The organism is Sphingomonas sp. Leaf343 (genome assembly GCF_001423765.1).
Lineage (GTDB): Bacteria > Pseudomonadota > Alphaproteobacteria > Sphingomonadales > Sphingomonadaceae > Sphingomonas.
Window position 1 is genome coordinate 378099 of sequence record NZ_LMPG01000001.1, and the last position, 17687, is coordinate 395785.

General features: G+C 67.8%; 17 protein-coding genes and 1 riboswitch. Of the genes, 10 read left to right on the forward strand and 7 right to left on the reverse strand.

The annotated features are described in order from the left end of the window. The first annotated feature begins 6 nt into the window (after window positions 1-6). The 4 genes from ASG07_RS01585 (at window position 7) to metE (ending at window position 5597) form a co-directional block, all read left to right on the forward strand. On the forward strand, window positions 7-1083 hold the full coding sequence (locus tag ASG07_RS01585) for an AbrB family transcriptional regulator (RefSeq protein WP_201780938.1): 1077 nt from the start codon (window positions 7-9) through the stop codon (window positions 1081-1083). Next, window positions 1080-1745 (forward strand): alpha/beta fold hydrolase, encoded by a 666-nt coding sequence (locus ASG07_RS16770; RefSeq protein ID WP_156361693.1) that lies wholly within the window; start codon window positions 1080-1082, stop codon window positions 1743-1745. The genes ASG07_RS01585 and ASG07_RS16770 overlap by 4 nt, the downstream gene beginning before the upstream one ends. After that, window positions 1742-2908 (forward strand): biotin carboxylase, encoded by a 1167-nt coding sequence (locus ASG07_RS01595; protein WP_236694480.1) that lies wholly within the window; start codon window positions 1742-1744, stop codon window positions 2906-2908. Before ASG07_RS16770 ends, ASG07_RS01595 begins: the two co-directional genes overlap by 4 nt. 43 nt (window positions 2909-2951) lie before the next feature. Further along, a riboswitch (cobalamin riboswitch) is annotated at window positions 2952-3179 on the forward strand. 114 nt (window positions 3180-3293) lie between these two features. Beyond that, window positions 3294-5597, forward strand: coding sequence for a 5-methyltetrahydropteroyltriglutamate--homocysteine S-methyltransferase (metE, locus tag ASG07_RS01600; protein WP_055842818.1), 2304 nt, complete (start codon window positions 3294-3296; stop codon window positions 5595-5597). 33 nt (window positions 5598-5630) lie between these two features. Here the strand turns inward: metE and ASG07_RS01605 are convergent, their stop codons facing one another. Further along, complete coding sequence (locus tag ASG07_RS01605) at window positions 5631-6356, reverse strand: 3-keto-disaccharide hydrolase (protein ID WP_055842821.1); 726 nt, start codon at window positions 6354-6356, stop codon at window positions 5631-5633. Between the two features lie 272 nt (window positions 6357-6628). Next, window positions 6629-7219, reverse strand: coding sequence for a PEPxxWA-CTERM sorting domain-containing protein (locus tag ASG07_RS01610; protein WP_156361694.1), 591 nt, complete (start codon window positions 7217-7219; stop codon window positions 6629-6631). 330 nt (window positions 7220-7549) lie between these two features. Between ASG07_RS01610 and ASG07_RS01615 the strand changes: the two genes are divergently transcribed. Continuing rightward, window positions 7550-7966: a cupin domain-containing protein gene (locus ASG07_RS01615; RefSeq protein ID WP_055841251.1), complete on the forward strand. Its 417-nt coding sequence runs from the start codon at window positions 7550-7552 to the stop codon at window positions 7964-7966. Between the two features lie 84 nt (window positions 7967-8050). Here ASG07_RS01615 and ypfJ read toward each other — a convergent pair whose 3' ends face one another. Next, window positions 8051-8953: a KPN_02809 family neutral zinc metallopeptidase gene (gene ypfJ, locus ASG07_RS01620; RefSeq protein WP_055841254.1), complete on the reverse strand. Its 903-nt coding sequence runs from the start codon at window positions 8951-8953 to the stop codon at window positions 8051-8053. Between the two features lie 121 nt (window positions 8954-9074). On the opposite strand from ypfJ, the gene ASG07_RS01625 reads away from it, so the two are divergent. Together ASG07_RS01625 and ASG07_RS01630 are read left to right on the forward strand one after the other, a co-directional pair. Next, complete coding sequence (locus tag ASG07_RS01625) at window positions 9075-9860, forward strand: 3-hydroxybutyrate dehydrogenase (RefSeq protein ID WP_055842824.1); 786 nt, start codon at window positions 9075-9077, stop codon at window positions 9858-9860. Then, window positions 9857-10444 carry a DUF4893 domain-containing protein gene (locus tag ASG07_RS01630; RefSeq protein ID WP_236694481.1) on the forward strand — a complete coding sequence of 196 codons (588 nt, stop codon included), beginning with the start codon at window positions 9857-9859 and terminating at the stop codon, window positions 10442-10444. The genes ASG07_RS01625 and ASG07_RS01630 overlap by 4 nt, the downstream gene beginning before the upstream one ends. Here ASG07_RS01630 and ASG07_RS01635 read toward each other — a convergent pair. Then, window positions 10419-11381, reverse strand: a complete 963-nt coding sequence (locus tag ASG07_RS01635; RefSeq protein WP_055841257.1) for a cation diffusion facilitator family transporter — start codon at window positions 11379-11381, stop codon at window positions 10419-10421. The genes ASG07_RS01630 and ASG07_RS01635 overlap by 26 nt on opposite strands. 50 nt (window positions 11382-11431) lie before the next feature. Between ASG07_RS01635 and ASG07_RS01640 the strand changes: the two genes are divergently transcribed. Beyond that, on the forward strand, window positions 11432-11632 hold the full coding sequence (locus ASG07_RS01640; RefSeq protein ID WP_168377290.1) for a hypothetical protein: 201 nt from the start codon (window positions 11432-11434) through the stop codon (window positions 11630-11632). 111 nt (window positions 11633-11743) lie between these two features. On the opposite strand, the gene ASG07_RS17405 is transcribed toward ASG07_RS01640, so the two are convergent. Continuing rightward, entirely contained in the window at window positions 11744-11902 is a 159-nt protein-coding gene (locus tag ASG07_RS17405; protein ID WP_168377291.1) for a hypothetical protein, read from the reverse strand. A 26-nt stretch (window positions 11903-11928) separates the two neighbouring features. Then, a complete protein-coding gene (gene aceA / locus ASG07_RS01645; protein ID WP_236694482.1) occupies window positions 11929-13347 on the reverse strand; it encodes an isocitrate lyase in 1419 nt (472 codons plus the stop codon). Between the two features lie 55 nt (window positions 13348-13402). Here aceA and ASG07_RS01650 point away from each other — a divergent pair, with 55 nt between their 5' ends. Continuing rightward, window positions 13403-14809 (forward strand): helix-turn-helix domain-containing protein, encoded by a 1407-nt coding sequence (locus ASG07_RS01650; RefSeq protein WP_055841263.1) that lies wholly within the window; start codon window positions 13403-13405, stop codon window positions 14807-14809. 84 nt (window positions 14810-14893) lie between these two features. On the opposite strand, the gene ASG07_RS01655 is transcribed toward ASG07_RS01650, so the two are convergent. Next, window positions 14894-15592 carry a TIGR02594 family protein gene (locus ASG07_RS01655; protein WP_055841265.1) on the reverse strand — a complete coding sequence of 233 codons (699 nt, stop codon included), beginning with the start codon at window positions 15590-15592 and terminating at the stop codon, window positions 14894-14896. A gap of 238 nt (window positions 15593-15830) precedes the next feature. Here ASG07_RS01655 and ASG07_RS01660 point away from each other — a divergent pair, with 238 nt between their 5' ends. Next, window positions 15831-17654, forward strand: a complete 1824-nt coding sequence (locus ASG07_RS01660; RefSeq protein WP_055841267.1) for a DUF885 domain-containing protein — start codon at window positions 15831-15833, stop codon at window positions 17652-17654. Window positions 17655-17687: the final 33 nt, after the last annotated feature.

Consider the following 17687-nt stretch of genomic DNA (forward strand, 5'->3'; position numbering starts at 1 on the left):
GATCGGGTGAGCAGGCGCTTCGTCCCGGACGGCGATGCCGCGCGCATCGTCCTGCGCTTTCTGGCTGCGGTCGGCGTCGGGGCGGCGGGCGGCGCGACGTTCGTGGCGTTGCGCGCGCCCCTGCCGTGGGTACTGGGGTCGATGGCCGCCTGTGCCCTGGCCAGCATCGCGCGCTGGCCGGTCGCGGCGGGAGCGGCGACGCGGCGGCCGATGGCGGCGGTGATCGGGGTGGTGCTGGGCTGTTCCTTCCATCCGGGACTGTGGGCCACGGCGCGGGAATGGTGGTTGCCGCTCCTGCTGCTACCGGTGTTTCTGGGTATCGCCGCGCTGCTGTGCGTGGCGTGGTTCCGGCGGGTCGCGGGGTTCGATCCGGCGACCGCCTATTTCGCGGGGATGCCCGGCGGCATCGCCGAAATGGTACTGATGGGCGGGGAGCGCGGTGCCGACGAGCGGACGGTCGGGCTGATACACGCCGCACGCATCTTCCTCGTCGTGTTCACCTTGCCGTTCGTGATCCGTCACGTCCACGCGCCCGCCGCGACCCCGGCGAAGGCGGTGACGGCGGCATCGCACTGGCCCGACCTGTCGCTGCTGCTGTGGGGCGGGGGCAGCATGGTCGCGGGCCTGCTGATCGGCCGCGCCCTGCGCCTGCCGGCGTGGCATCTGATGGGGCCGCTGGCGGTCAGCGCGCTGTTGCATGCGACCGGCGTCACCGATTTCCGGGTGCCGGCGTGGCTGCTCGCCGCCGCGCAGGTCGGGCTGGGCGCGACGATCGGGTGCCGGTTCGGCGGGCTGGGCCTGCTGGCGTTCGTCCGCATCATCGGCCTGGCCGCGGGTTCGACGCTGATCCTGCTCGCGCTGACATTCGCGTTCGCAGTGTCGATCGGCTGCCTGACCGGCCTCGACCCGGCGCTGCTCGCGCTGGCCTATTCGCCGGGCGGGCTGGCGGAGATGAGCATGGTGGCGATCAGCCTCGCGCTCGAACCCGGCGTCGTCATCGTCCATCATCTGGCGCGCGTGGTCCTCGTCCTCGTCGCCGCACCGCTCGCCTTCCGTTCAACCCGTCAGGAGACCTCATCATGATCCGCAAGCCGATGCCGCTGGTCCTGCTGCCCGCGATGGGATGCGACGGGCAACTCTGGGCGCGACAGGTGGTCGATCTCGGCGACGTCGCGCATCCGGAACTGGGCGACCTGACCGTCGACGACACGCTGGCGGCGATGGCCGCGCGTGTGCTGGCCCATGCGCCGCCGCGGTTCGCGGTCGCAGGGGTCAGTCTGGGCGGTTACGTCGCGCTGGAGATGATCCGGCAGGCCCCGGAGCGGATCGAGCGGATCGCGCTGTTCGGCACGCGGGCGACGATGCAGATGCGGCCGCGCACGGTGCTGGAACAGGGGATGCTGGCGACGGCGCCGCATGCCGATCCGATGCTGACCTCGATCATCAGCGGGCCGGTTCAGGCGATGGCGGAGCGGGTGGGGGCGGAGGTGTTCGAACGGCAGCAGCGGGCGCTGCTGGCCCGGCCCGATATCGGCCCGGCGATCGACGCGGTGCGTGTGCCGACGCTGGTGGCGGTCGGCGACCGCGATCGCATCTGCCTGCCAAACGATGCGCGGGAGCTGGCCGACCGCATACCGGGTGCACGTTTCCACGTGCTGCACCAATGCGGTCATCTCGCGCCGATGGAACGGCCGGGGGAGGTGACGATGCTGTTGCGGGACTGGCTGGGGGAGGCTCGATCGTGATCGCCATCCTGTATCAGGCGCTGCCGCCGCCATCGATCGACGGGCTACGCAAGGATGCGAAGCCGGGCGGCTATTCGGATGGCGGCGCGGATATCGCCTTCGCCCTAAGGTTGGCCGGATGGGCGATCGTCACCCCCGTCGACGATCCCGACCCGGCGGTGGCGCTCGACTGGGTGTTCCCCGACACGGACGCCGGCATCGCGGCGGCACGAATGGCGGGCGCCGATACGCTCTGGGCCAACACCGTGCTGTTCGAAGAGCATCCGCTCGCATCCGTGTTGGGCGAGGTCGCGGTGATCGGGCAGCATCCGGCGGCGATGCAGGCGTTCGACGACAAGTTCGCGACCAATCGCCTGCTGGCGGAGGCGGGATTGCCCGTCGCGCGGTCGTTCCTGCTGTCCGCCACCTCCCGCGAAGGCGGTCGCGACCGTGTATGGGCGCTCGGCGATCTCGACGACGCACTGGACGCGTCGGGCTTGCGCTTTCCGCTGATCGTCAAGCCGGTGCGCGGCCGTGGCAGTCAGGGCGTGACGCGCGTCGCCGATCGCGCCGCGTTGCAGGTCGCGGCGGGCGACCTGATCCGGCGTGCGACGTTCGGCGATATGCTGATGGTCGAGGAGTATCTGGATGGCGAGGAACTGACCGTCACCGTGATGCCACCCGCCTCGCCGCGACCGGACGGCAGCCGGGGCGGGCTGCACCCGGCGTTGCGGCACTGGGCGTTGCGGCCGGTGCGGCGGTTCGCCCAGCGGGGCGGCGTCGCACCGTACAATGGCGACGTGCCCGTCACCGCCAACAGCGACGCGATCGAGGGCTCGCGCCTGACGGAGCCGGCGGTTGCGGCGATGACCGACGCGTGCGTCGCCGCCGCGGCGCTGGTCGACGCGCGCGCCGCGATCCGGATCGACTGCCGCGAGGATCGCGACGGCGTCTTCCGGCTGTTCGATCTCAACATGAAGCCCAACATGACCGGCCCCGGCCGCCCGGGCCGCGACGATCAGGATTGCCTGTCCGCCATCGCCGCCCGGGCGGAGGGCTGGCGCTATGTCGATCTTTTGCAGGCGATGGCGCGGGCGCGGTGGTCGGATGATCCCGTCAGGAGCGACCGGCTGTCGCGTGACACGGATCGACACGGCGGACGATCGCCGTCAAGCGACATATAAAGAAATCTTTATATGTCGCTTGACCCGCTGCTTCGAAGCTGGGAGATGCGGCGGCGTCAAGGTTCTCCGGTCGCGGAAGCGCGCCGGAGCTAAGACGGGAAGCCGGTGCGGACCCCCTTTCAGGATCAGGGTCCCAGGCCGGCGCTGCCCCCGCAACTGTAAGCGGCGAGCGGCGGTCCATCATGTGTCACTGGCGGTGCGAACCGCCGGGAAGGCCGGACCGACGCGACGACCCGCGAGCCAGGAGACCTGCCTTCGACGCCATAACGTCCACCGGCGGGGATCCCTGGCTGGCCGCTTGCATGCGCGCGGCCGGGCCTTGTCCGGTGGCGTGGCGTGCCTGTGACCATCCGTCTTCCTCGCCCTTCATCGGGGTATGAAGACCATGACCGTCACCGTCGCCACACTCGGCTTTCCACGTATCGGCCCACGCCGCGAACTGAAGTTCGCTCTCGAAAAATACTGGGCGGGCAAGACGTCCCGCGACGACCTGATGACCGCCGCGGCGGGCCTGCGCACCGCGGCCTGGGCGCGCCAGCACGCGCTGGGCGCGGACTGGCTGCCGTCCAACGACTTCTCGCTGTACGACCATGTTCTCGACACCAGCGTGATGCTGGGCGCGGTGCCCGCCCGCTATGGCGCGGCGGACGGGCAGGCGGACCTCGGCACCTATTTCGCGATGGCGCGCGGCACGACGGCGGCGGACGATGGCTGCGGTCATGCCCATGCCAGCCAGACCGCGTGCGAGATGACCAAGTGGTTCGATACCAACTACCACTACATGGTCCCCGAACTGGTCGCGGAGCAGAAGCTGGCGCTGAACGCACCCAAGATCGTCGACGAGTATCGCGAGGCCAGGGCGCAGGGGTTCGAGACGCGACCCGTCCTGCTCGGCCCGGTGACGTGGCTGACGCTGGCGAAGGGCCGCGACGTCGATCCGTTCGACTTTCTGGACGAGGTGCTGGGCCTGTACGGGGTCGTGCTGGGGCATCTGGCCGCGGCGGGCGCGGAATGGGTGCAGATCGACGAGCCGATCCTGGTGCTGGATCTGGACGATCGCCAGCGCAAGGCGCTGACCCGCGCCTATGCGAAGCTGTCGCGGATCGGCGTGAAGCTGATGCTGGCGACGTATTTCGGTGGTCTGGGCGATAATCTGGGGTTCGCGACGGCGCTGCCGGTCGCGGGTCTGCACGTCGATCTGGTCCGCGCGCCGGAGCAGCTGGATGCGGTGCTGGCGCGGGCGCCGAAGTCGCTGCTGCTGTCGCTGGGCGTGATCGACGGGCGCAACGTCTGGCGGGCCGACCTCGCCGCGCTGCTCGACCGGCTGGAGCCGATCGCCGCGTCGCGCGACATCGTCCTCGCTCCGTCCTGTTCGCTGCTGCATGTTCCCGTCGACCTCGCGCTGGAGACGAAGCTGGACGCTGAGGTGGCACAGTGGCTGTCGTTCGCCGTGCAGAAGGTCGGCGAACTCGCGGTGCTGAAATCCGCGCTCAACCACGGCCGGGAAAGCGTGGCGGATGCGCTGGCCGCCTCCACGTTCGCGGCGACGGCCCGCGCGGTTTCGACGCGCATCCACGATCCCGAGGTCGCCCGACGCATCGCCGCAGTGACGCCGGACATGGCGGAGCGCCGCTCCGGTCATGCGACGCGGATCGCCGTACAGGCCGCGATGCTGGACCTGCCCGATTATCCGACGACGACGATCGGGTCGTTTCCGCAAACGCCGGAGGTTCGCCATGCGCGCGCCGAGTATCTGCGCGGGACGATGAATGTGGCGGAGTATAACCGCTTCCTGCGCGAGGAGACGGAGCGTGCGATCCGCTGGCAGGAGGAGGTCGGGCTCGACATGCTCGTCCATGGCGAGTTCGAGCGCAACGACATGGTCCAGTATCTCGGGGAGCAACTGTCCGGCTTCGCGTTCACCGTCAGCGGCTGGGTGCAGAGTTACGGTTCGCGCTGCGTCCGTCCGCCGATCCTGTACGGCGACGTGGCGCGACCGCGGGCGATGACGGTGGACTGGTGGCGGTACGCGCAGGGACTAACCGATCGGCCGGTCAAGGGGATGCTGACCGGGCCGGTGACGATCCTGAACTGGTCGTTCGTGCGCGACGACCAGTCGCGGGAGGCGAGCTGCCGCCAGATCGCGCTGGCGATCCGCGATGAAGTGATGGATCTGGAAGCTGCCGGCGCGCAGGCGATCCAGATCGACGAGGCGGCGCTGCGCGAGGGGCTGCCGCTGCGGCGGAGCGAATGGCAGCGGTATCTGGACTGGTCGGTCGCGTGTTTCCGCCTGTCCGCGGCGGGCGTGGGCGATGCGACGCAGATCCACACGCACATGTGCTATTCGGAGTTCAACGACATCCTGCCGTCGATCGGCGCGATGGATACGGACGTGATCTCGATCGAGACGGCGCGGTCGCAGATGGAGTTGCTGGAGGGGTTCGCGCGCTATCGCTATCCCAGTGCGATCGGACCGGGGGTGTACGACATCCACGCCCCGCGTGTCCCGTCCAGTGAGGAGATGGTCGCGCTGATGCGGCTGGCGCGCCAGCATCTGCGGCCGGAACAACTCTGGGTGAATCCCGATTGCGGGCTGAAGACGCGCAAGTGGGACGAGGTGAAACCGGCGATCGAGGCGATGGTGGCGGCGGCGCGCGTGCTGCGCACCGACGTGCCCGTTCCGGCCTGATCTCAGGTCCGTACCCCGCCGGTGCCCGCCTCGTCAGGGTGCCGGCGGGGACAGCGTGCGGATCTTAATGTTCCGGAACGCCACGGGCTCGCGATGGTCCTGCAAGCCGATGATGCCGCTGTCGAAGGTGCCGAACAGTGGCATCTTCGCGAACTTCGATGCCGCGACGCGTGCGCGCCACGCGGCATCGCCATAGGACACGTCGGCGGTCGGCGTGCCGTTCAGCCATTGCCGGATGCGGCCGGGTTCGACCCGTAGCCGCGCGTGGTTCCACTGTCCCGCCGGGCGAACCACCCCGGCGGGCGGCACGGTCATGTCGTACAGCGCGCCGGCACGATGCGACGGGATCTTGCCGTCCGGATGGCCGGCATCGTCCAGGATCTGCATCTCCAGTCCGGTTTCGTAGATCTGGTTCGTTTGCGGGACGTTGCGGGCGAGATAGAGGACGCCGCTGTTGCCGCCGCGCTCCACCATCCAGTCGAGCGTCAGTTCGAAGGCCGCGAAGCGATCGACGGTGACGAGATCGCCGCCGCTCATCTTGCCGGTGGTCGCGGTCAGCCTCAGAATGCCGTCACGCACCGTCCAGCTTGGCGACGGGGCACCGCCGCGATAGGACTGCCACCCCGCGAGATCACGCCCGTCGAACAGCAGTCGCCAACCCTCCGCCCGTTCGCGGGGCGTCAGCACGTTGGGGGCGGGGTCCCGTTGCCGGGCCGGTGCCGATGCCGTCGCCAGCATCATCAGGGTTATCCTGAGCATCGCCGTCATCCGCATCCCGACTCTCCCATCATCGATCGACCGCCCGTCGTTAGCGCAGGAATATCGCCGGCTTCCAGCGGGATCATCCGTCGACGCGACCGCCCGGCACGATCCTGTCGCCATTGACGGTCCATAGCAAACCGGGCTCCGGCGTCACCTCCATTGCTCGGGCCGCGACGGTAGCACCGGGATCGTCATCTGGCAGGATTGCGGCCTCGATCGATCGTCGCGGCGAACGCCGCCGGCCCGAAGGGACCGGCGGCGTCGTCAGGTCACGCGAACGAGACGGTCGTCTTCACCGCACGACGACGGCGCAGTGCACCGCCGGCCAAGCCGACGCCCGCGATCATCATCGCCCAGGACGCCGGCTCCGGAACGGCACCACCGACACCGTCATAGGTGAAGGTCAGCGTGCCGCTGTTCCAGATCGAGTCCGGCCGCTCGCCGTCGGTGAAGCCCTCGAAGAATTCGAGTCGCAGGAGCCCGTCCGCGCCGACATTGAACGCGAGGTCGAAATCGACGAGGCTCACGCTGTCCGAGAACGTGCCGGTGCCGGGCGCAGCCACCTCGAAACCGGGGCGCAGGAACACGCCGCCGAGCTGGTCGGTATCGCCGAAATACACGGTCGCTTCCGAAAGATAGCTTTCGCCCAATGCGGTGATGTTGACGTTGTAGGACACATCGGTGACGCGCGCGTTCGCGCCGATGAAGTAGGACAGGATCGTGTTTCCGGTCGCCCCGAGGGCGCCGAAGCCCTGAGCGCCGGCCACGTTGACGACGACCACTTCGGCCTGAGCCTGGGTCGCGGGCAGTGCCGCTGCGAGGGCGGCGGCCGCTGCGGCGTATCGAACCATGTTTCTCATGTGCTTCTCCCTGTACGTTCATCGGCGATTGTCGGATCGCCCGTCAGCCGCCACCTCACGAAGCCGGCTGGCGATGCCTCGACTCGTTGCATCGAAGCATGACAGGAAGCTGAACGATTAGTTAATGTTGTGCAAGTATCTGATTCCATTCAATGGTTTGTGGCCGCGTCGGCTATAATCGCGACAGCGTTATCCGGCGGAAGCGGTGATGTTCCAGCGCCATCTGTATCGGGAAACGGGCGCGGCCTGATCGCGCCACGTCGACCGGGCGGCCGGAACACCCGATGCGGTCCATGCGTCCGTGGGGCGGATAGTCGCAGGAGATGGACGATGACGATTTTCAACAAGGACATGATCGACCTCGCGACCAGGAACGACCTTTGGCAAAAGGAGGTCTATCGCGACAAGAAGGTCCAGATCGTCCTGATGAGCATTCCCGTGGATGAGGAGATCGGCATGGAAACGCATCCCGCGGACCAGACTACGTTCATCGTCGCGGGCGAAGCGCAGGTCGTGATCGACGGCCATTCGACCAGGGCCGGGCCCAATCATCTGGTCGTCGTGCCCAAGGGCGCGGAGCACAATATCGTCAACAAAGGCGCGGGCGTGTTGAAGCTGTTCTCCGTCTATGCGCCGCCAGCCGAGCCGGAGGGTGCCGCCTTCAGGACCAAGGCGGAAGCGGAGGAAGCGGAAAAGGGACTGCTGGCCAAGGCGGCCGACGCGGTGAAGGATGCGATCAACCGCTGATGCGTGGCGCTACCGATTGAATGACCCGGCCCCGGCAGAGCGTCGCTCCGCCGGGGCCGATCGGACAGGTTGCGCGCACCGATATTAGAGGGTGCTGCGGAAGGTGTCGCACTGGGCCGGATCGCCGGTCTGCAACCCGCGACGCAGCCATTCCATCCGTTGTGCCGACGTGCCGTGCGTGAAATTGTCGGGCGAGACGCGGCCCTTGGTCAGCGTGTCATCGCCGATCGCCGACGCGGCGGTCATCCCCTCCTCGATATCGCCGGGATCGAGCCGGTCGCGGTTCTGAGCGGCCCAGACGCCGGCGTAGCAATCGGCCTGCAGCTCCAGCCGGACCGACGCGGCATTTCCCTCGGCTTCGCCGGCGGACCGCTGGACGCGCTGCACCTGTTCGGACGTGCCGAGCAGGTTCTGGATATGATGGCCGAACTCGTGTGCGATCACATAATATTGCGCGAAATCGCCCTTCGCGCCGAAGCGGTTCGCCAATTCGTCGAAGAAGCTCGTGTCCAGATAGATGGTATCGTCGGTGGGGCAATAGAACGGCCCCATCGCCGACTGGGCCGCGCCGCAGCCGGACCGGCCGTTGCGGCTGAAGAACTGGAGGCCGGGCGCCTTGAACTGCTGACCGGACTTGGCGAAGATCGCCTCCCACGTATTCTCCGCAGAGCTGAATGCGTTGCAGGCGGCCCGTTTGGCAGGGTCGGACGAGCAGATCTGCGTCGCGCTGCCTTCGCCCGATTGCGGTGCGCTGCGTGTGACCTGCGTGCCCGATCCGCCGCCGCCGATCATCGACCCGATGTTGCCGAGACCGCCGAACACCGCGAGCAGGATGAGCACGACGACGATGCCGCCGCACCCGAAGCGACTGCCGATCAGCGGCAGCAGTCCGAACAGCAATCCACCGCCACCACCGCCGCCGAAGCCGCCACTCCGGTCGCCCTGATCCCCGACGTTGATATCCGGATCGAAATCGTCGAGCCGCATGGCGTTGCCCCTTTACCGTCACTCCGCCGTTGAATGCGCGACGGACCCAAGAGGTTCAAGAGCCGTTGATCGGGCGGGATCGCCCGGCCACACTGGCGGCGGACAGGTGGGGGAGTGGGTGATGTTCCTGAAAGGCAAGACGGCGGTCGTGACCGGATCGACCAGCGGCATCGGGCTGGCCTATGCGCGGGCGCTGGCGGCGGAGGGGGCGGCCGTCGTCATCAACGGCTTCGGCGATGCCGACGCGATCGAGACGATCCGCGGTGAGCTGGCGGAGGCGAGCGGCGCGGCGGCGCTGTACGACGCCGCCGACATGACGCAGCCGGATCGGATCGCGGCGATGATCGCGCGGGCCGCGGCGGAGACGGGGTCGGTCGACATCCTCATCAGCAATGCCGGCATCCAGCATGTCGCGCCCGTCGCGGAGTTTCCGCCGGAGAAATGGGACGCGATCATCGCGATCAACCTGTCCTCCGTCTTCCACGCCGTCCGTGCCGCGATCCCGCACATGAAGGCGAAGGGGTGGGGCCGGATCATCTCCACGGCATCCGCCCATTCGTTGGTCGCGAGCCCCAACAAGTCGGCCTATGTCGCCGCCAAACATGGCCTGATGGGCCTGACCAAGACGATCGCGCTGGAGGTGGCGCAGGCCGGGATCACCGCCAACTGCATCTCCCCCGGCTATGTCTGGACGCCGCTGGTCGAGGGACAGATTCCCGATACGATGAAGGCGCGGGGGATGACGCGGGATCAGGTGATGAACGACGTGCTGCTCGCCGCGCAGCCGACCAAGGAGTTCGTGACGCTCGAACAGGTCGCCGCACTGGCGCTGTTCCTGTGCCGGGACGAGGCGAAGGCGATCACCGGCGCGAACCTGTCGATGGACGGCGGCTGGACCGCACAGTGAGGCGCGCGATCGCAGCCGCGACGCTGATCCTGATCGCGGGCGCGGGGCAGGCGGCGGACTGGCGCAGGATCGCGACGCAACCGGATCGCTGCCGGCTGCGCGGGTGGCGCGACGCGTGGGTGACCGCGCTGGAACAGGCGCGGCGCGTACCGGACGGGGCGGCGGCGATCGCGGCCGATCCGATGCTGTACGATCCCGATCATCCGCTGGTCGACCCGATGCCCCCGGCGGGCGAGTATCGTTGCCGCGCGGTGAAGCTGGGCGGCCGCGGCGTCCCGGGGTTCGTGCCATATACGTGGTTCGGATGCCGGGTGGGTGCAGGCGCGGACGCAGTGCCGTTGATGAAGACGACCGGATCGCAGCGGCCGGCGGGGCTGCTCTACGCCGATACCGATGCGCGGGCGGTGTTCCTGGGGACGCTGTCGCTGGGGGATGAGGCGCGGCCGATGCCCTATGGGCGAGACCGGTCGCGCGACATGGCCGGGATCGTCGAGCGGATCGGGGAGCGGCGCTGGCGGCTGGTGCTGCCCTACCCGGCGTTCGAGTCGACACTGGACCTCATCGAACTGGTGCCGGTGGACTAGCCGTGGCGACGAACGCATCCTCGCGCCGTTCGGGGCGGATGTAGATCGACGACAGCGTCGGCAGTTCGGCATGAAGCGTCGTCTCCAGTTCCTCGATCAGGCGCTCGCCGTCGCCCATCGTGACGGCGTCGTCGAAGTCGGCGCTGATCGCCACGAACACCGCGTCGGGTGCGGTGTGGATGGTGCGGACGTGATTGACCGCGGCGATGCCGGGCTGTGCGGCGACGATATCGCGGATGCGGGCGATCGTCGCGGGATCGGTCCGCTCACCGATCAGCAGCCCCTTGCTTTCGCGCGCCAGCAGCCCGGCGACGAGGGCCAGGATACAGCCGATCGCGATCGATGCGATGCCGTCGAGCGCCGGGTTGTCGTAATGGTGGCTGGCCCAGACGCCCGCGCCGGCGATGACGAGGCCGGCGAGCGCGGCCGAATCCTCGAACAGGACGATGAAGCCGGCCGGATCCTTGGACTCGCGGATCGCCTGCCACCAGCCGGTGTCGCCCTTCGATGCCGAAAACTCCCGGACGGCGATCGTCCACGAGGCGCCCTCCAGCAGGACCGAAACGCCCAGCACGACATAGTTGACGAGTGGACTGGTCAGCGGTTCCGGCTCGACGATATGGCGCCAGCCCTCGTAGATCGACACGCCCGCGCCGATCGCGAAGATCAGGATCGCGACGACGAACGCCCAGAGATAGAGTTCGCGGCCATAGCCGAACGGGTGGGCGGCATCGGGCGACCGGCGGCTGCGATGCTGGCCGTAGAGCAGCAGGATCTGGTTGCCGCTGTCGACGCAGCTATGCACCCCCTCCGTCAGCATCGACGACGATCCGGTGATCCCCGCCGCGACGAACTTGGCGACGCCGATACCGAGATTGGCGGCGAGCGCGCCGTAGAGGACGATGTTCTCGCGGATGCGGGCGGTGAGGGTGGTCATTGGGTTCGATCCGGAGCAGGCCGTCCGATGCGACGCCGAAGTTGTGGTAAGTGGCCTTGCTGAACGCGCCCGCATCGATCCCGGTCCCTCCCGTCGCCGATGTCGACGGTACGGCCGCGGTCGTCTTCCCGCTTGAACTCCCGACGCGCCTTGACGACAGCATCGATGTGCTTGAGGCAAAAGGGAAATCGTCATCCGCCGTCATGCCGCACCGGCAGTCGACCAAATGGCGCGCCGACGCAAGGCGTTGAGCCGACCGGCTCAACCCGGTGCAACAAGTGCACCGCAGCGCGTAAGCGAACTGACATTCCGAACCCGCCGCCGGGAAAGCGGCGGCGGGTCGGGCTCCCGCGTCGACGGGGTCAGCCGAGACGGCCCAGGCGGTGGTACAGGTTGGAGAATTTCGCCGAGCGCGGATCGTCGGCGATCTTGCGGACGTAATCGGCGACGGCTTCCTTCATCAGGCCGAAATCCTCCGTCGAGAAGACGGCGCGGCTGCGTTGGGGTTCGGTGTTCGGCATCGGTGTTCTCCTGATTAGGTCGTCGACTAGGCGGCTTTATGGAACTGGGCGGCTTCGGTGGATTCGGCGAGGGCGGTGGTGCTGCTCTGGCCGCCGGCGACGGTCTGCGCGACGAGGTCGAAATAGCCGGTGCCGACCTCGCGCTGGTGACGCGTGGCGGTGTAGCCCCTGGCTTCGCTGGCGAACTCGGCCTGTTGCAGTTCCGAATAGGCCGCCATGCCGCGGTCCCGGTAGCCCGACGCCAGCTCGTACATGCCATGGTTGAGCTGGTGAAAGCCGGCGAGCGTGACGAACTGGTATTTGTAGCCCATCGCCCCGATCTCCCGCTGGAAGCGGGCGATGTCGTCCTTGTCCAGATTTGCCTCCCAGTTGAAACTTGGCGAGCAATTATAGGCGAGCATCTTGTTCGGATGCTCCCGCCTGATCGTCTCCGCGAACCGGCGCGCATCGTCGAGGTTCGGGTGGGAGGTTTCCCACCACAGCAGGTCGGCATGCGATGCAAACGCCAACCCGCGCTTGATGCAATGATCGACGCCGGTACCGTCCTTCAGGCGGAAGAACCCCTCCGGCGTGCGTTCGCCGGTCAGGAACTCGTGATCGCGCTCGTCGACGTCGCTGGTGATGAGCTTCGCGCTTTCGGCGTCGGTGCGGGCGCAGATCACCGTCGGGACGCCCGATACGTCCGCGGCGAGGCGCGCCGCGTCGAGGTTGCGGATATGCGCCTGCGTCGGGATCAGCACCTTGCCGCCGAGATGGCCGCACTTCTTTTCGGAGGCGAGCTGGTCCTCGTAATGGACGCCCGCCGCGCCCGCCGCGATGTACGCCTTCATGATCTCGAAACAGTTGAGGGGGCCGCCGAACCCGGCCTCCGCATCCGCGACGATCGGTGCGAACCAGTCCCGCTCGGCATCCCCTTCCGAATGCTCGATCTGGTCGGCGCGTTGCAGCGCGTTGTTGATGCGCTTGCACAGTTCCGGGCCGGCATTGGCGGGGTAGAGCGACTGGTCCGGATACATGGCGCCGGCCGTGTTGGCGTCGGCGGCGACCTGCCAGCCGGACAGGTAGATCGCCTTCAGCCCGGCGCGCACCATCTGCATCGCCTGATTGCCGGTCATCGCGCCGAGCGAGTGGACGTAATCCTCCGTATTCAGAAGCTCCCACAGTTTCAGCGCGCCGCGCTTCGCCAGCGTATGTTCGATCGCGACCGACCCGCGCAGCCTGGCGACATCCTCCGGCGAATACGGGCGCACGATCCCATCGAAGCGACCGGGGGGCGAGGGAACGAGATCGTCGAAGGTCATTGTCGCATCCTTTACATCATCGAGCATCTTGTCCGTCGAAGTGGAGGAAGCGGAGGCGATCGAATAGCTGTCGTCCCGTCTTCCCGAGGTCGCGAAGTAGAGGCTCTCCACTTTGAAACCTGTCGTCTTGTAAAAGATTGACATGATGGAAGCTCCTGCCGACTGTGCGTGGAAATACAGGATCGGGAGGCTGTAGGACATGGCCGGGGCGGGAACGGGCGGGCGCAAATTGCTGGCGGGCCATGCGCTGCGGCGGCTGCGGCGCGCACAGGGTCTGAGCCAGGTGCAAATAGCGGAGATGCTGGAGGTCAGCACCAGTTACGTGAACCTGATCGAGCGCAACCAGCGGCCGGTGTCGGCCGCGATCGTGATGCGACTGGTCGAGCGGTTCGACTTCGACCCGCGCGCGCTGGCGGCGGACGCGCCGGGCGGTGGTGCGGCGGCGATGCGGCGGCGGCTGGCCGATCCGATGTTCGCCGATCTGGAGATCGACCGCAACGAGGTCGAGGAATGGCTGGCCGCCGCCCCCGGTGGCGCGGCGGCGTTCGCAAGGGTGTTCGATCGGCTGGATAGTGGTGGCAGTGAGGGCGGAGCGCCCGTGGCCGACGATCCGTTCGGGGAGGTGCGGCGGGCGATCGGGCGGTGGCGCAATCACTTCGCCGATCTGGATGCCTCGGCGGAGGCGCTGGCGGACGAGCTGCGGCTGGGCGCGGGCGACCTGTACGGCGCGGTGGCGGAAAGGCTGCGCGTGCGGCACAGCCTGTCGATCCGGGTGCTGCCGGTCGATGTACTTCCGGACGTGCTGCGGCGGCTGGACCTGCATGCGCGGCAGTTGCAACTGTCGGAATTGCTGGCGCCCTCTGCGCGGACGTTCGCGGCGGCGTTCCAGCTGGCGCAGATCGAGGCGCGGGCGGAGATCGACGCGCTGGTGCGGGGCGAGGCGTTCGTGGCGCGCGCGGCGGAGCGGCTGTTCCGGCGGCATCTGGCCGGCTATTGGGCGGCGGCGCTGATGATGCCCTATGCCCGCTTCCTGCGCGGGTGCGAAGCGACGGGCTATGATGTCGAACTGCTGGGGCGGCGGTTCGGAGCGGGGTTCGAGCAGGTGGCGCACCGGTTGACGACGCTGAGCCGGGTCGGCGCGCGCGGGCTGCCCTTCTTCATGATCCGGGTCGATCGCGCGGGACAATCATCCAAGCGCTATCCGGGGGCGAGCGGCGCGGCTTTGGTCGAGGTCGAGGGGCGATGTCCGCTGTGGCGGCTGCACCACGCGTTCGACCGGCCGGGCGAGATCGCGACGCAACTCGTGGAGCTGGAGGACGGCGCGCGGTTCGTGACGATGGCGCGGACGGTGACGCCTCAGGTGCGGCGGGTCGGCGGGGTGCCCGTCGCGTTCGCGGTCGGGCTGGGCGTGGCGGCGGAGTTCGCGCGCGGGCTGGCGGCGGCACGCGGGCTGGACCTCGGCGGCAGTGCCACGCCGATCGGACTGGGATGCCGCGCCTGCCTGCGTGCGGACTGTCCGCAGCGGTCGGCCCCGCCGGCGGGACGGGCGCTGACGGTGAACGAACGCGAGCGGCGGGTCACGGCGCTGACCTTCGCGGGGGATTGAGGACGCCGGGTCGACGTGCAGGCCGCGAGCGAAGGGAGCACGGCGGGTCCCGGAACAGCCCGACCGCCAGATCGACGCGCGCGATCAGGCTTCCCTCCACGACAAGGGTTCCTTGCGGGCGACCGTGACCTCGACGGGCACCGGCGGCGACACCGTCGCCGGCCATCGTGCCCCGATAAACCGGCTTTTGGCGACCCAGGCCAGCGAGACGCTGTCCGACTGATTGCCGCCGAGGATGCGATAGGCGTCCGCATCCTCGCCCGCATAGAAGCCGACATGACCCAATCCGCTGTCCCTGGTCTTTCGCCAGAAGACCATGACCGCACCCGGCGTCGGCTTCGTCGCGATACCGAACGCGCCCCAGGCGCGGACACTCAGCACGCGGGTCGGTAAAGGTTCGCGGTCCAGTGTCGACGAGATGCAGTGGCCGACGAACAGGCCGCACCAGGGAATGTCGTCCGACTTGTAATCGAGCGTCTTCATATCCTTGACCCATTCGATGATCTCCGGGTTCGATCCCACGCCGGGTCGTTCGCGAGTACCGAGCAGCCGCTGGGCTTCCTTGAACCAGACCAGGCTGAGATCATCCAGTTTTCGCGGCAGCTTCGTATCGGGGAAGAGTGCGGCGAGTGTCAGATTTCCAAGGATTCCATCTGCCTGCAAGTTATTGTTGGCCTGAAAGGCGCGAAGAGCCGCCGCGGTTTGCCGTCCCCATATTCCATCGAGCGTACCCGGCTTATATCCTTTTTGTGCAAGTGCCTGTTGAACCTCGATGATCTTCACGATTACTGCTCCCGACTCGCCACCATACGCAGGATCATCGCGTGATAGATCGATGGAGTCTATCCCCTAACCATCCAGTACTGGTGAAGACCGGATCGATCGGACAATGGTCTTCGCGGTTTTCGCGCGATGCTGCGAAGCGATGTGCGAATCCGACGAAGAGTCGCTTCCGCGCGATGAATCAGCGCGCTAGGCCGAATGCGGAGCCGCAGGTGCGATTCCGCCGGAGCCTTGATTCATGCGTTCGACCCCGTCCCTTCTGCTGTTTGCCTCCGCCGCCCTGATCGCCGTCGGAGTATCGGGTATCGCTTCCGGTCAGGCGCTGCCGCCGCCCGTGCCCGTGGCCGGCGACGGGCCGGAGGACGCACGGTTGAAGCGCCTGTTCTATGACAGCGACGAGCGGGATCTGGCATTGTCGCCGCTCGGTGCGATCGCGCGCGGCGACATGCGCTATGCGGACCAGTTCGGCGAATATCTGACCGACGCGCGGCTGGCGCGGGACAAGCGCAATCTGGAGGCGGACCTGAAGGCGCTGAACGCGATCGATCGCGCCAGGCTGACGCCGGTCGATCGCATCGCATACGACGTGTTCCGCAATCAGGCCGCCATCGGGCTGAAGGGCTATGCGCCGGAATTGCTGGCGATCGGCCGGCTGTTGCCGGTCAGCCATTTCGACGGGTTCCAGACCTTCTACCCCGATTTCGCGTCGGGCAAGGGTGCGGCACCGTTCAGGACGGTGCAGGATTACGACAACAACCTGAAGCGCAATGCCGGCTACGCGGCGCTGTACCAGCGGCTGACGGAGCGGCTGCGCGAGGGCATGGCGAAGGGCGTGACGCAGCCCAGGCTGGTCGTGCGCAACATGATCGCGCAGTTCGACAATCTGATCGCCGAGGGCGTCGAGAAGTCGACCTTCTACGCGCCCGTCACGATGTTCCCGGACGGCATTCCGGCCACCGAGCGGGTGCGGCTGACGGCGGCCTATGCCGCACAGGTGCGCGACGTGATCCTCCCGGCGCATCGCACGTTCCGCGATTTCCTGGCGAACGAGTATCTGGCGAAGGCGCGCGATACGGTCGGGCTGTCGGCGCTACCCGGCGGCGCGGCGCTGTACGCGCACAATATCGAGCAGAACACGACGCTGCCGCTGAAGGCGGACGACGTGCACCGGCTCGGTTTGTCGGAAGTGGCGCGGATCACGCGCGAGATGACGGCGCAGCAGAAGGCGGTCGGTTTCAAGGGCACGCTGGCGCAGTTCTTCGACCACCTGCGCACCGATGCGCGGTATCAGCCGACATCGGCGGAGGCGCTGCGTGCCGGGTACGAGGCGATCGGCAAGCGCATCGACGCGCGGGTGCGGGAGCAGTTCTCGCTGATCCCGAAGACGCCGCTCGAAATCCGGCCGGTGCCCGATTTCCGCGCCAAGACCGATGCGGCGGGATCGTACCAGCAGGGCACGCCGGACGGATCGCGGCCGGGCATCTTCTATTACAACACCTACGATCTGCCGACCCGGTTCACCTGGGGGATGGAGACATTGTACCTGCACGAGGCGGTGCCGGGGCATCATTTCCAGATCAGCCTGGCACAGGAGAATGCGGCCCTGCCGGCGTTCATGCGCTTCGGTGGCAACACCGCCTATGTCGAGGGATGGGCGCTGTATGCAGAGACGCTGTGGCCGGAGCTGGGGATGGAGACCGATCCCTACCAGCGGATGGGTGGCCTGTCCGACGAGATGCTGCGCGCGATGCGGCTGGTGGTCGACACCGGCATTCACGCCAAGGGGTGGAGCCGCGAGCAGGCGATCGATTACATGCTGGCCAATTCACCGATGAGCCGGACCGATGCGACGGCGGAGGTGGAGCGGTATATCGCGATCCCCGGACAGGCGCTGGCGTACAAGATCGGGCAGCTCACGATCCTGAAGCTGAAGGCGCAGGCGAAGGCGAAGCAGGGCGCGGCGTTCGATCCGCGTGCCTTCCATGCCGAGGTGCTGGATACGGGCGCGCTGCCGATGCCGGTGCTGGAGCGGAAGATCGGCGACTGGCTGGCGGCGAAATAGCGTCTCCGTCATGCCGGAACAGGTCCGGCATGA